The sequence below is a fragment of the Microcoleus sp. Pol11C3 genome, from assembly GCF_036701485.1.
Classification (GTDB): Bacteria; Cyanobacteriota; Cyanobacteriia; order Cyanobacteriales; family Microcoleaceae; genus Microcoleus.
In genome coordinates this window covers 97,138-111,349 of the sequence record NZ_JAUBQW010000002.1, presented here as the reverse complement: position 1 = coordinate 111,349, position 14,212 = coordinate 97,138, and the positions used below count along the sequence as shown (strand labels likewise).

The following is a 14,212-nucleotide window of genomic DNA, read 5'->3' as shown; positions in this document are numbered from 1 at the left end:
AAGGCTATACCAATTCCCAATTACCAATTACCGATTATTTTCGTCGATCGCCCAATTTGCGGTAAACTTCTCTCAAATCAACTTGATGGTGAGCGATCGCAACCAAAGCGTGATAAAATAAATCCGCAACTTCTCCAGCAATTCCATCTTTGTCGTCATCTTTGCAAGCCATTACAACTTCCGCCGATTCTTCGCCAATTTTTTTGAGAATCTTGTTGTCGCCGCCCTCGAACAACTTGCAAGTATAAGAACTTTCGTTAGGATGGTCGCGGCGATCGCAAATTACCGCAAATAATTGAGATAACATATCCCCGGGCGGCGGTGAAATTTCCCCATCAACTTGGTGAAAACAACTTCTTTCTCCGGTGTGACAAGCAATATCTCCAACTTGTTCTACTGTCACCAGCAAAGCATCACTATCGCAGTCGTAACGTAGCCCTTTGACATTTTGAACGTGTCCCGAAGTCGCGCCTTTGGGCCACAATTCGGAACGAGAACGACTCCAGAACCAAGTTTGCCCGGTAGAGAGCGTTTTTTGCAGCGACTCCCGATTCATCCAGGCCATCATTAACACCGTACCGTCCAAATAATCTTGGACGATCGCAGGCACTAAACCGCGATCGTCGTAACGAATCTTTTCAATTGGGATCGATCGGCTCAAACTCGATAAATCAGTAGTAGACATAATTTTATTTCAACTTGGTAATATAGATTAACGCTTTCCTGTCGGAGATTTTTTTAAATTAACCGCAGAGAACGCAGAGGACGCAAAGGAAGAGAAGAGAGGAGATTGAGGAAGTGATGGACAAATTGTCAAGAACTATTTTACAAAATATTACACTTTAGGGCGATTCCCTACGGGATAGCTTCGCTTCACGGTGCTAGTGGGACAAAGCCTAAAAAACCCAAGCTAGTATTGCTACTCATCGGTTTCTACCCTAAAATCTACTAGAATAGTTTCCTTGAATCGACCTAACCTTTATGTTGAACTGGCTATAAAATTATTCTACCAACAACAGACGTTCACTAAGGAGAAAACATTGGTTTCCACAACCTTGAAAACGACCAAATCAGAAGAAATTTTCGCCGCCGCCCAGAAGTTGATGCCAGGTGGCGTCAGTTCCCCCGTCCGCGCCTTCAAATCCGTAGGCGGACAGCCCATCGTCTTTGACAGGGTAAAAGGAGCCTACATTTGGGATGTTGACGAAAACCAATACATTGACTATGTAGGCACTTGGGGCCCAGCCATCTGTGGCCACGCCCACCCCGAAGTCATCAAAGCCTTGCACGAATCTTTAGAAAAAGGTACGAGTTTCGGGGCACCATCGCTGTTGGAAAACGTACTCGCCGAAATGGTCATCGATGCCGTTCCCAGCATTGAAATGGTGCGATTTGTCAACTCTGGCACCGAAGCCTGTATGGCCGTTTTGCGGCTGATGCGAGCTTTCACCGGACGCGATAAACTGATTAAATTTGAAGGCTGCTATCACGGGCACGCCGATATGTTCTTGGTAAAAGCTGGTTCCGGCGTCGCAACTCTGGGCCTTCCCGACTCCCCGGGCGTCCCGAAATCCGTTACTGCCAATACCCTCAACGCTCCCTACAATGACTTAGAAGCAGTCAAAGCTTTATTTGCCGAAAATCCCGGCGAGATAGCAGGCGTAATTCTCGAACCAGTGGTGGGGAATGCCGGTTTTATTACCCCGGATGCAGGTTTTCTCGAAGGTTTGCGGGAAATTACCAAAGATAACGGTGCTTTGTTAGTTTTTGATGAAGTAATGACCGGTTTCCGCATCGCCTACGGCGGCGCCCAAGAAAAATTCGGCGTTACCCCGGATTTGACTACTTTGGGTAAAGTTATTGGCGGCGGTTTGCCGGTGGGAGCTTACGGGGGAAGGCGGGATATTATGGGGATGGTGGCTCCTGCAGGCCCGATGTATCAAGCGGGTACGCTTTCGGGAAATCCTTTGGCGATGACTGCTGGGATTAAGACTTTGGAATTGCTGCAAAAACCCGGCACTTACGAACAGTTGGATAAGATTACCAAAAAACTGTCTGATGGATTGCTAAAAATTGCTAAGGAAGCGGGACACGCGGTTTGGGGCGGGCAAATTAGCGGGATGTTTGGCTTGTTTTTTGCGGCTGGCCCGGTTCACAATTACGAGGATGCGAAGAAGTCGGATTTGACGAAGTTCAGCCGCTTTCACCGGGGAATGTTGGAGCACGGAATTTATCTTGCTCCCTCGCAGTTTGAGGCGGGATTTACTTCTTTGGCTCATACTGAGGAAGATATCGATCGAACTTTGGCTGCAGCTCGTGAAGTAATGGGCAGTATTTAGTTTAGTTCGTAGTCAGCACTTGAGTCCTTAAAACTTAGGGATGAACGGTTAAAGTCCTTGCTGTTTTTTGCAGTAAGGACTTTAATTTTTATTTCTAATATGATGTCCGGCCAATCTACCATCTTAGTTTGCTTGAGTTTTGTCCGATTATTCTGTAGTAATATTACCTCCCGGACTGAGTGCAGACGGCGGAGTTCAGGTGAAAACGACGCCTAAAAATAGAGAGTGTTAAGTTTCTTTCTAAAAAAGATCCACCCTGTTTAAGGGGTGGTAGAGTCGAGAGAAATTAGTGGTTTCAGCCATCTGCATCCCTCACATTCATTTGAAAGCTAGGAAGGGGAAATAAAAAAGTATGGTTAACCATCAAGAAATCCAGCAAGATTTAATCAACTACATGTTCCGTCGCGATGATGCAGGAAAGCTAGATGGAATGAGGTGTCTGACATTGTGGTTTGGGAAAAGTCAAGATACTGATAACCAAATCCGCAAACAATATGGAGACTTAGTATCGAGCGCGATCGCAGGTAAACTCGACCATTGGATGGAAACCCCTCGCGGTTGCGTTGCTTTGATGATCCTACTGGATCAGTTTCCTCGTAATCTCTACCGCCATACTGTCCATATGTACGATGGTGACAAAAAAGCCATGCAAATTGTCGATCGGGGGCATAACTGGCAAGAGTCGCTAACCCCAGAAGAGTGCCTGTTTGTTCCCTGTTTGATTCTGACCCACCAGGAAAATCTTGATGGTCAGAAACAGTGTGTGAGCTATTACGAGAAAATTGAGCCGCATTTGCACTCAGAATTCCGTATCTTCCGCACCATCTTTGAGGAGCATCTGAAAATCATTAACATTTGCGGTGTCTTCCCGCATCGGGATCACTATTATGGACGAGAAACCTCCGAAGCAGGACGGATGCTGATGGAAGATTCAACGCTGCGCTTTGATTTACCTCTGATTGCCGAAAACGGCAGTGTGCGGTTTGGTACCGATTCAAGTCGGCTTTGGAAAGCGACAGGGCATGTTTTCGATGTCCTCGAACGGTTAGATTATCTCTCCACTCAGCGCCAAGCTGGTGTCGCGAACTCCCTCAATATTGACTGGATGAGCGATGAGCAAATGGCTTTTTGTAAAGACACCTTTAGAAAATTTGATAAAGACGGCAGCAATTCCATGTCTTCTCAAGAACTGGGATCTGTATTGAAAGCGGTTGGTCGCCCCTATTCGCCCCAACGGGTTCAAGAAGCGATGGACATCATTACAGGGCGCTCCAATAGTGAGAGCATCAGCTTTGAGGAGTTTGCTACCCTGCTGGAATCGGATCTAATGGACGATCGGGATAAACGGCTTTTAGAACGCTTTAAACTGTTTGATGTAGATGGTTCTGGTGAGATCAGTCTAGAGGAGTTGAAAATTTGCATTCGCAGCCTTGATTCTTTGGTCACGAGTGCTGAGATTGACGATATGCTAAAGCGAGCAGATACCAGCGGTGATGGACAAGTTAGTTATAAAGAGTTCTACGAACTTTTTCACACTCTCAAATCTCAAGCAGGCGAGGCATCGCTCTAATGAGACATCTTGCACTCATCAGTGTTAACAGCCTTTAACATTGCTCCTTTTTCCTTCTTTAGTCCTGGATGCACAGACTCTACTTGTAGGATGCGCCCATAAGCACCTTACCAGTATAGATAGTGTAAAAATTGACTCATTGCGTAAGTCCTGTTCTTCCTTCTTCCTAAATCAATCATTAATAAATTCACCTTCACAGATAATCGAGTCTCTGCTGTCCAAATCTTCTTGATTCCAGACTGCGTTTAATACTGCCGAACTTAAGGAAGTTGACATGGTATTATTTAATGTTGTGTTGTAGTATTCAACAGCATTATTATTAAGTTCCACCTGCGGCGCTTCCTTGAAGTAGGAATTAATATCAGGGGTACACCGCTGGGCTTGATAGTATACATAAGCTTCAGCATTAATGCACATTACGTGATAAAAATCCTTATTTGCTGCTAGAACATCTCCGAGTTTATACAGCGCTAAACCCCGGTTGAGATAAGCTTTAACATAGTTCGGATCGAGTTCCACTGCTTTGTCAAAGTCTTCAATTGCCAACTGCATTTGTTTTAATTTATAGCGAACGCAACCTCTGTTATAATACGCATAAATATTTTGTGGATCGATGCCGAGTGCGGTGTTGTAATCGGCGATCGCCTGCGTATTGTCTCCTAATTGGTGGTAACAGAGACCTCGATTTATGTAAGCTTTGATATATTTAGGATTTAACCGCAGCGTTTGGTTAAAGTTTTCCGTTGCTGCCTCTTTTTCTCCCAAAAGGTAGTAAGCGCGCCCCCGGTTGTAATAGGTTTTATAATTGTTGGAGTTGATAGAGAGAGCTCGATTATAGTCTTCTATTGCTTCTTCGTAATGTCCTAAATTAGCAAGTACGAGTCCTCGGTTGTTGTAGATAGCGTGGTTATTAGGCTTACTGGCTAAAGCGCAGTTGAGATCTTCAATGGCTTTTTCGTGTTCCCCGAGATGACGCCAAGCATTGCCTCGATTCAGATAGGCCTCGAACAAGTTAGGATTTATATCTAGTGCTTGGCTGAGGTCTGCGATCGCTTTCGGGTAGTCTTTCATGTAATAGTAGACTAAACCACGATTGTTATAGGCTTTGGCATCGGCAGGGTTGAGTTGCAGGATGCGATCGAAATCGTCGATCGCCGCTTCATAGTTTCCTTTCTTGGCGCTGTGCAAACCGCGCTTGTAAAATTGTTTGAGGTTCATAGGTCAACTTTCAGGATTGCTTGATTCTGGGGGTTGATGCCTTTGCTGTCAGCGTTGAGTTGAACAACTCTTAAGTAGTAGTTCCGAATTAATTACACAATATTTCTACTGAAACCCTTACTCAGCAAGGATTCTCCGTGTAATTAATTTTGTGTGGTTACTTACAGCACTTCCGGCAGCTATGAGGTACGTAGACAGTATCGAAAGTTAGGAAAGGAAAGGGATACGAGTAAAAGTGTGCTTCATAATAGCCGGAAGTGCTGTAATTTGTTGAAAGAGCATCCACCTGCGGTCAGAGTAACTCTTGACTGGTTCCCGGCACTCTACTCTAAACAGGATTTTAGGTTTATTTTAACAGTAGCTAAATCCTGTGGAAAGAGTCTGCACCTCGGCTGGATTTACTTGGTCAGTTCGATTGTTTACCCGATCGACTTGATCTGACAAGTCTAGTTTTACTTGGTGCTGTGTGTCTCTTGATGCGGCTGCGATCGGCTCTATCGCCAAATTAAGTTTGAGATAGGTAGTCAGTATAAATTGTTGCACCCACTCCCACCGCATAAACTTTACATCTGTTTGAGAAACTTAGTCTCAGGATTTGCAGCAGCACGTCTCTACCAACTTTTGTTGCCTAATTACCAATTACTGATTACCAATTATCGATTGATTTCCTCTTCCACATAAACCCTCAATTTCTCCAAATCTGGAAGTTCGATCAATTCTTGTTCCTTTTCCTTAACCGACATCGGCATCATCACAGGTTTACGCTGCTCAATCCAGCAACTCGCCAGCGGTAAAGTTTGTTCCAAATCTTCCAAAGGCCTCGGAATTACCATCACCGCGTTCAACTCGCCAATTCGCTCAGCTTCGTACATCCCCGCTTCTACGGCTACTGCTACATCTGCAACTGCACCGCGAATAATTGCCGTGCACAAACCTGCGCCGATTTTCTCGTAAGCTGCCAAGTGTACGTCTGCAGATTTGAGCATAGCATCGCAAGCACCGACCATTGCCGGAAATCCCCGGGTTTCGAGCAAACCGATCGCCTGATTGCTAAGCCGAGAATAACTGCCTTTTTCCGAAAGTTCAGTCAGCCGAAAGCCGATCGGCAAAACCACTTCCAAATTAGCCAAAGGTCTAGCAATCACCAACTTAGAAACAAACTGCCCGAACTGTTCGGCAGTTTGAGCTCCAGCTTCCACGGCCAAACGCACATCCGAAATTCGGCCCCGGACGATCGCGGTACAGTGACCGGAACCAATTTTTTCGTATCCTACTAAAATCACTCCTGCCGACTTCAGCATCATGTCAGCAGTCCCGACAATTGCCGGAAAACTCTTGGTGGATACCAAACCCAAAGCAGTGTCTTTGAAGTATTCCTGGCGCTGCGATCGCTCTTCGTGACTGTTACGATCTATTTGTCCGTCCATCTTCTATTACCCTTAGAAACTTCCCAAAATAAAAATTTGTTGATAGTTTATAGTTTCTCAGATGAGAAGACAGACTGCACGAGCTACAAGACACAGATTGCTGCTGCAAGGCCTTACAAATTTCTGAGCTACCAATAATATGAGATTACCTATTTATATTTGATCTTTCTGCCTTCAGCATAGCTGCCTTTTGGCGAAATGACGGCTATCCGGAACCGCCCGATAGAGTTTGGCCGTTTTCCTCCGATCGATTAAAAGCTTGCCGGTGCGGAAACAGCGTCCCCAACAGCCGATTGATGTGAGCTTGACCGTACAGAATAGTTGGCGTTTCCCCTGGTTGGGGTGGCTCTGCGGCGGTGGATTCCGGCGGGTCTGGGGCAGTCTCCGGCGCAGTTTGAGGCGGTGTTGGGGCGGGTTGTGGCGGCTCGATCGGTCGATCGACGGGTGGCGTAGTGGCTTCGGGGGTTTCTGGTGAGGTTGGCGCTGCTGTTGGCGCTGTTGCGGTTGCTTCTTCTGCGGCGGCTTGGCGGCTGGTATCTCCCATTAGAGAACCTGCTGGCATAATTTGCATTTTGTCGATACAAGGATTGATGAGGGTCGTCGCCGCGCCAATACAGGCATTTTCCCCGATCGTTCCCGCACCTACCACCAGCACCCCTGCACCCAGAATAACGCCCGCCGCGATTTCCAGAGTACCTTCACGGGCGTGAAGGATAACTCCCATACCGATACAGGCACCGGCGGCGATCAAGATCCGGCTACCCGGATCTGCTTGCAGGATTACTCCAGGGGCGATCGCCGCACCCTCATTCACAACTACATCGCCACTCATCAAAATCTGAGAGTTGCTACTTAATTGCAGTGGCGATAAATACATTCAACTTCACCATGAAAGGAGCTATTTTTTTCGATAAAAGAACTTTAAATTATGGGTTTTTTCGACTGATAAATTTAACCATGTCAATCTAAGAAACGATAATTTACTAATACTGAGAAGCTTGATGCTTTAACGTTTTATAGAAACTTTCAGAAGATTCTAGATTTTGACCAACATTTCTCAATCGAGTTTTTTAACTATCTCAAATCCAACTTCAATCCGCTGGGGTTTCTCCCGTTGGCCCCTGTGCGAGGGCTTAACGGAAGAAACAGGCTAATTACCAGGCAAATTAAGGTCGTTGGATAATTTCTTCGAGTACCCGGCGCTTCGCCTTGGAGTCGATGCCAAGCAAACGGACGTACTCGCCGCTGTGTTCTTTGAGACAGCTTTCGAGGGCAGAAATCACTTCGGATTCGCGGTTGGATGTGATCGACGCGCAACTGCTCCAAGAACCGGTGCGGAAACGGCGCGCGTCGGCGTGTTCCGTGCCAATTTTGTAGCCTTGGGAAAGCAGGTTGCGGATTTGGTCGATCGTCTTGCCGGTCAAACTTCCGCTGCTGGCTGAACCAGTCGAAGCTGCTTTGTATCCCGAGGTTGCTGCCGACTTAGAGGTTGCTGCCGGCTTAGCCGATTGAGCAACTGGGCCGTCGGGACGCTGAATAATTTCTTCAACTATGCGTCGCTTAGCTTTCGGGTCAATCCCGATCAAGCGCACGTATTCGCCCGGGTACTGATTCATCACAGCTTCCAAAGCAGCGATCGCCTCAGATTCGTTTCTCACTTGCAGCGAAGCCCCGCTTTGCCAAGAACTGGTGCGGAAGCGGCGCGCGTCGGCGTGTTCCGTCCCCACCTTGTAGCCTTGAGCTAGCAAGCCGCGAACCTGAGCCACTGTTTCGGCACTCAATTTTCCATTTGACACGGAACCGCTATTGTGGTATGAAGGTTGTGCAACTTTACCGTTAGATTGGTGAGGTTTGGCACCGTTAGAACCGTTAGAGCCGTTGTCTCCCGGTCTTTGGACGATTTCTTCTAGTACGCGGCGCTTGGCTTTGGTGTCAATCCCGATCAAGCGGACGTATTCTCCTTGGTGGTCGGCCATGCAAGCTGACAAAGCCGCGATTACTTCAGAGTCACGCTTTGAGGTAATCGGGCCACAAGTGCGCCAAGAACCGGTACGGAAGTGTCGCACGTCGGCGTGTTCGGCTCCCACGCTGTATCCTTGAGCTAGTAAATTGCGGATGCTATCGGCAAGAGTTGAACTCAATTGGGTGCCGGCAGGGGTAGAATATTTGGTTTGAGTCATATTTGGGTTTTTAGTTTGCTCGTTGCGAATTGGTGCTAGACAGGCGATGTTCTCAGCGCAGCGATAACCCGTTCTCAGAGCGTCATTGATGCCGATGACATGGGTCGCAAATTGAACGTCAGAATCTTGAACGTCAGGCAAGCGATCGGCTTGCTTCTGATTAGTGATGATGGCTCCCGAAGGTACGTACTTACCGGGGGGAATCTCCACATCTTTAATTAGTACGTGCATCATCACAATGCAGCCTTTGCCCACTCTGGCATTGAACACCGTAGAGCGAAAGCCGATAAAGCACTCCTCACCCACGTAGGCAGGGCCGTGAATTAAACTCATGTGGGTGAGGGAAGTATTTTTCCCCACCCACACAGAATAGGACTTGCCGTCATCTCCTGTGACTCGGCCTTGTTCTAGGCCGTGAATCACTACTCCGTCTTGAATGTTGCTGCTTTGTCCGATATAAAAGGGAGTGCCTTCATCGGCGCGGATAGATGTCCCGGGGGCAATCATCACATTAGAACCGATCTGCACATCCCCAATAATGTTAGAAAAGGAATGTACGAAGGCGGTATCGTGAATTTTCGGCTCAGCCAAGTTTTTCGACCAAGGCGTCGGGGGAGCCGCAACGTTGCGGACTGCCATAAATTAAGTTCTCCTAAGCTGAAAAATCTTTTTGTTAGTTGTTAGTTGTTAGTTGTTAGTTGTTCACTGTCAACGGTCAACTGTTCACTGTTAGCTGTTCACTGCCAACTGTCAACTGTCAACTGTCTGTCAACTGTCAACTAGCGGTACGGGTCGTCTTTTTTACTGTAAATGAGGCGGTTTTCTACATTGACAGTATCTATAATGCCTACTACTAGAGCATCGATCGGACGGTTTTCGCTTCCGGGCGCGATCCGGGCTGCGCTGCCTCGGGTCACTAAGACCCATTCATCGATACCAGCGCCCACACAGTCAGCGGCTACCTCATATCCGGGAACTGGTGAACCTTCCTCATCGATGAATTGCAGCAGGAGAAATTTCGATCCTCTCAGTGTCGGCTCTTTTTGGGTACTGACAACTGTGCCGAGAACTTTGGCCATTTGCATTTTAGGTAATAGGTAATTGGTAATTGGTAATTGTCATTTTTACAGGGTCACTTGTTTTTTTTTATTAGCTCTGTCCGATGTCCGGTGTCCGCTTTTTAGAGCTTCGTCTAGTAACTAATGACTCATGACTCATGACTAATAACCAATATCCCATGCCCACCTCAATTAAAAATTAAAAATGCTAAATCAAAAACATCGCGATTTTTAATTTTTAATTACCAAACGCCCCTAACAGCCGTGAACCGAAGCTATCCCGTAGGGAATCGCCTATCTTATGATCTGTTGAGGGGGCGAATGCCGCTGACGCCTTCACGGAACTGTTCTACAGCTTCGGTGTAGCGAATCGGCAACACGTACTCTAAGTTTTCGTGAGGGCGGGCGATAATGTGGGTGGACATCACTTGTCCGCCGTTAACGCGCTTCACAGACTCTACTCCGGCTGCGACAGAAGCTTGCACTTCCGAGACATCTCCTCTTACAATGACCGTAACGCGAGCGCTACCGATTTTTTCGTAGCCTACCAAGGTGACGCGGGCTGCTTTGACCATCGCGTCAGCGGCTTCTACCACTGCGGGGAAGCCTAATGTTTCGATCATGCCAACTGCAATTGCCATTGGTTTTACTCCTGATTGAATATTGGGGGAACTAAACTGTAAATTTTTGACGATCGCACAAATTTTCGTTTAACGAAATTTTTGTGCGCTAAGAACTTAGTAGCCTCGGAACTGTTCTACTGCTTCTGTATATCGAATCGGCAGAACGTATTCTAGGTTTTCGTGGGGGCGAGCGATAATGTGGGTAGAGACGACTTCTCCGCCGTTCACGCGCTTGACGGATTCCACTCCTGCTGCGACTGAGGCTTGGACTTCCGACACGTTGCCACGCACAATTACGGTGACGCGGGCGCTGCCGATTTTTTCATAGCCCACGAGGGTAACGCGGGCAGCTTTGACCATAGCATCGGCCGCTTCCACAACAGCGGGAAAACCTTTTGTCTCAATCATTCCCACGGCAATTGACATTTTTGAATCTCCTTTGAGGATGAGCGAAATTACCGTTACAAATCTTTGAGAAATCTAAAAATTTGGACGGGGAGGCCCACATTTTCTAGTAATGGAGTGTAAAGCTTCCTATCCTATAAGAATAGGGGAAGCTGTCCACCTTGACAATATAAACTAACATCATAATGTTTAATAACAAAAATTAAAATTTTTTATGTTACTTAAAATAATTTAATATTTATTTAATAATCTTAATATAAAGAGGGGTAGATGCCGACGGCGCGGGGGATTAAAGTAAGTAATAATACCCAATAAAGTAGAGTTCGGTATGTAAAGCCGGAGCTGATCACTGCGGGGAAACTTGCGGATTCCAAAAGGGGGATCGCGGGTAAATCGGCAAAAAAGGCAGTCTTGGCCCATCGGCAGGCATTTTTTTCTTTGAGTGCCTCGTCTGCTCATTAACTAATTTTGTGTTGAGAGAATTCTCAGTTTTGATGCTTTAATGTATAGTGAATCTTGGGTGCAAATTATTTTGCCACAACTATACGATCGGGTTTAGTCAAAGTTTTAGGGTATCGGGCGATCGCCCGCGACTGTTTTTGTATAAAGGCAGCCAGTAATTTCAAGTTTAAGGGATAAATTAAATGACTCAATTTCTCCTCCAAGCCTGTTGGTGGGTACCTTTATATGGCTTGATAGGCGCAATTTTAACTTTGCCGTGGTCTACGGGCACCGTTCGCAGAACAGGGCCCAGACCGGCGGCTTACTTCAATGTGTTGATGACTGTGTTGGCTTTCATACACGGGTCAGTTATTTTTACAGCGACTTGGGATCAACCACCCCAACAGTTGCTCGTGCACTGGGTGCAAGCAGCCGATTTAGATTTGTCTTTTGCCATAGAAATCTCCACGTTGAGCGTCGGAGCAATGGAGTTAGTTACAGTTCTGAGTTTGCTAGCACAAATTTACGCTCTAGGCTACATGGAAAAAGACTGGGCCCTAGCTCGATTTTTTGGGCTGATGGGTTTTTTTGAAGCGGCAATTAGCGGCATTGCCATTAGCGACTCGCTGCTTTTAACTTACGGTTTGTTGGAAGTGCTGACGCTTTCAACTTATTTGCTAGTCGGGTTTTGGTACGCTCAACCGCTGGTAGTAACGGCCGCTCGTGATGCGTTTTTAACAAAGCGTGTAGGAGACGTGCCACTGCTGATGGGAGTAGTGACGCTTTCAACTTTAGCGGGAAGTTTGAATTTTTCCGATTTGGAAACATGGGCGGAAACTGCAACTTTGTCTCCCCTAGTGGCGACTCTTTTAGGTTTGGCTTTAATTGCCGCACCTACGGCCAAGTGCGCTCAATTTCCCTTCCATTTGTGGCTCGACGAGGCAATGGAAGGGCCCAACCCGGCTTCGATTATGCGGAATACGGTAGTTGTGGGCGCTGGGGCTTATGTTTTGATTAAACTTCAGCCTGTTTTAGCGCTGTCGCCCGTGACGGATGCGGTGCTGGTGGTTTTGGGTGCGGTGACGGCTGTTGGCGCTTCCTTGGTGGCGATCGCCCAAATCGACATCAAAAGAGCACTATCGCATTCTACCAGCGCCTCTTTGGGTTTGGTGTTTATCGCCGTGGGGCTAAATCAAGTTGACATTGCTTTGCTGTTGCTGTTCGCGCACTCGATCGCCAAAGGCCTATTATTCATGAGTGTAGGGTCAATTATTACCACAACTAACACTCAAGATTTAACAGAAATGGGTGGGTTGTGGTCGAAGATGCCTGCCACGACTACGGCTTATTTAGTAGGCGCTGCGGGGATGGTAGCGCTGTTGCCTCTGGGCAACTTTTGGGCGATGCGGCGCTGGCTTAACGGTTTTTGGACGGTGCCTTTGTGGCTGGTAATAGTGCTGCTTTTAGTTAATGGTTTGACAGCGCTAAATTTAACTCGCATATTCGGTTTAGTGTTTGTGGGAAAACCGCAGCCGAAAACTCGCAGAGCTCCAGAAGTTGGTTGGCCGATGGCTTTGCCGATGGTAATTTTGACGGTGATGGGGCTATTGGTGCCTTGGATGTTGCAAGAGTGGCAACTGTTAATTAGTTGGACTGGGCCTTGGGCGCAAACGGGGGATTTTGATACTTTAAATCTGCTGTTGAAGACTCTGGATACACCGCTGTTGCTGTTATCTGGGTTGATAGGCGTTGCGGTTGGGGTGGCGATTTATTGGTACGGGGTTTTACCTCGACCGGTACGGCTGCCGGTGCCGGCGGTGCAGGATTTGTTTGCTTACGATTTTTATATCGATCGAGTTTACCGCTTGACTGTCGTTTGGGCTGTGGCTTTTATTTCTAAAATCAGCGCCTGGACTGATAAGTATGTGGTGGATGGGGCGGTGAATTTGTTCGGTTTTGCCACAATTTTCAGCGGTGAAGGGTTGAAGTACACCGGCACTGGTCAGTCGCAGTTTTATGTGTTGACTATTGCGGGGGGGGTTGCTGTCTTGCTGGCGTTGATTATTTGGCAGTTTTAAAATGTTGAGGTTGGCAGATGAATTTTTTGGGGTTTGTCTGCTTTTTGTCTGATGTTATTTAATTTTAAACCGCAGATGAGGGCGGATGAACGCAGATGAACGCAGATGATTTTAGTCTGGGTTTGTCTGCTTTTTTATCTCCTTTTACTCAAAATCGATCAGCCACAATTCTGTCACCGCAACTTCCCAACCGGGCAAAAGCTCGGGAATTGAAATCATGTCGCCCTCTCTCCATACCACTGGCTCTGCTTGGGGAGTGTAAATTGTTATTGTGCGCTTGTCAGGGTCGATTAATATTCCTACTTTTGCTCAGAGTTCGATGAATGATGAAATTTTTTCTCGGAGGGGTTTGAGGCGATCTGACTGAGATTTGATTTCTACAACTAAGTCGGGAACAAGTTCGGCAAAATACCTTTTACTTTGTTTGAGGCGATCGGCTACCACAAACGAAACATGGGGTGCTCTGAGATCGGAATTGGGAAGGATAAACCCGCCGCTGGACTCAAAAACTCGTCCGAGTTTGCGAGGTTTGACCCAGTTAAGCAAAAGTCTGCCAAACTCTGCTCCTATTTCGCTCGATACAATGTCTGATGGGCCCATAATGATAATCTTCCCGTCTACCAGTTCGAGTTGGTACTCTAGCTGTGCTTCGCAGAGTATACTTTGCAGTTCTTCCAAGTCGGCAACGGTGAGGCGGGTGGAAGGAGAACCGGATTTAATTTGCAAATCTTCTCGATCTGTAAGACTTGAGGTCATAGGAGGATTCCAGAGACATTTAAATCTATGTTAACAAGAAAATCAGCCGATCGCTTTTATATGTAGTTGCTTTGCGTTAATGTTAAATATAGCTCTAAATACTGTGTAACAAAGGAA

13 protein-coding genes and 1 pseudogene are annotated in these 14,212 nt (G+C 46.8%); 3 read left to right on the top strand and 11 right to left on the bottom strand.

The genetic code is table 11. From position 1 onward, the window contains the following. Positions 1 to 34: 34 nt before the first annotated feature. The gene (gene hisIE / locus QUA40_RS01225; RefSeq protein ID WP_333121128.1) at positions 35 to 685 is read right to left on the bottom strand and encodes a bifunctional phosphoribosyl-AMP cyclohydrolase/phosphoribosyl-ATP diphosphatase HisIE; all 651 of its coding nucleotides are present in this window, start codon (positions 683 to 685) and stop codon (positions 35 to 37) included. Between the two features lie 355 nt (positions 686 to 1,040). Between hisIE and hemL the strand changes: the two genes are divergently transcribed. Beyond that, positions 1,041 to 2,339 (top strand): glutamate-1-semialdehyde 2,1-aminomutase, encoded by a 1,299-nt coding sequence (gene hemL / locus QUA40_RS01220; protein ID WP_333121127.1) that lies wholly within the window; start codon positions 1,041 to 1,043, stop codon positions 2,337 to 2,339. Between the two features lie 352 nt (positions 2,340 to 2,691). Continuing rightward, the gene (locus tag QUA40_RS01215; protein ID WP_333121126.1) at positions 2,692 to 3,909 is read left to right on the top strand and encodes a DUF924 family protein; all 1,218 of its coding nucleotides are present in this window, start codon (positions 2,692 to 2,694) and stop codon (positions 3,907 to 3,909) included. 171 nt (positions 3,910 to 4,080) lie between these two features. Here the strand turns inward: QUA40_RS01215 and QUA40_RS01210 are convergent, their stop codons facing one another. The 9 genes from QUA40_RS01210 to QUA40_RS01170 form a co-directional block, all read right to left on the bottom strand. Beyond that, positions 4,081 to 5,127: a tetratricopeptide repeat protein gene (locus QUA40_RS01210; protein ID WP_333121125.1), complete on the bottom strand. Its 1,047-nt coding sequence runs from the start codon at positions 5,125 to 5,127 to the stop codon at positions 4,081 to 4,083. Positions 5,128 to 5,478: 351 nt separating this feature from the next. Next, a complete protein-coding gene (locus tag QUA40_RS01205) occupies positions 5,479 to 5,685 on the bottom strand; it encodes a hypothetical protein (protein WP_333121124.1) in 207 nt (68 codons plus the stop codon). A gap of 95 nt (positions 5,686 to 5,780) precedes the next feature. After that, complete coding sequence (locus tag QUA40_RS01200) at positions 5,781 to 6,554, bottom strand: BMC domain-containing protein (RefSeq protein WP_333121123.1); 774 nt, start codon at positions 6,552 to 6,554, stop codon at positions 5,781 to 5,783. A gap of 205 nt (positions 6,555 to 6,759) precedes the next feature. Beyond that, a complete protein-coding gene (locus QUA40_RS01195) occupies positions 6,760 to 7,431 on the bottom strand; it encodes a carbon dioxide concentrating mechanism protein (protein WP_333121121.1) in 672 nt (223 codons plus the stop codon). A gap of 289 nt (positions 7,432 to 7,720) precedes the next feature. Continuing rightward, positions 7,721 to 9,373, bottom strand: coding sequence for a ribulose bisphosphate carboxylase small subunit (locus tag QUA40_RS01190; RefSeq protein WP_333121120.1), 1,653 nt, complete (start codon positions 9,371 to 9,373; stop codon positions 7,721 to 7,723). A 140-nt stretch (positions 9,374 to 9,513) separates the two neighbouring features. Next, positions 9,514 to 9,819 (bottom strand): EutN/CcmL family microcompartment protein, encoded by a 306-nt coding sequence (locus QUA40_RS01185; RefSeq protein ID WP_172186882.1) that lies wholly within the window; start codon positions 9,817 to 9,819, stop codon positions 9,514 to 9,516. A 272-nt stretch (positions 9,820 to 10,091) separates the two neighbouring features. Beyond that, the gene (locus QUA40_RS01180; RefSeq protein WP_006635058.1) at positions 10,092 to 10,433 is read right to left on the bottom strand and encodes a carbon dioxide-concentrating mechanism protein CcmK; all 342 of its coding nucleotides are present in this window, start codon (positions 10,431 to 10,433) and stop codon (positions 10,092 to 10,094) included. 96 nt (positions 10,434 to 10,529) lie between these two features. Continuing rightward, complete coding sequence (locus QUA40_RS01175; protein WP_006635059.1) at positions 10,530 to 10,841, bottom strand: carbon dioxide-concentrating mechanism protein CcmK; 312 nt, start codon at positions 10,839 to 10,841, stop codon at positions 10,530 to 10,532. Positions 10,842 to 11,347: 506 nt separating this feature from the next. Beyond that, positions 11,348 to 11,473, bottom strand: a complete 126-nt coding sequence (locus tag QUA40_RS01170) for a hypothetical protein (RefSeq protein WP_333121119.1) — start codon at positions 11,471 to 11,473, stop codon at positions 11,348 to 11,350. On the opposite strand from QUA40_RS01170, the gene QUA40_RS01165 reads away from it, so the two are divergent. Further along, positions 11,465 to 13,339, top strand: coding sequence for an NAD(P)H-quinone oxidoreductase subunit F (locus tag QUA40_RS01165; RefSeq protein ID WP_333121117.1), 1,875 nt, complete (start codon positions 11,465 to 11,467; stop codon positions 13,337 to 13,339). The genes QUA40_RS01170 and QUA40_RS01165 overlap by 9 nt on opposite strands. Positions 13,340 to 13,483: 144 nt before the next feature. Here the strand turns inward: QUA40_RS01165 and QUA40_RS01160 are convergent. Then, a pseudogene (locus QUA40_RS01160) lies at positions 13,484 to 14,095 on the bottom strand (Uma2 family endonuclease). Positions 14,096 to 14,212 lie beyond the last annotated feature (117 nt).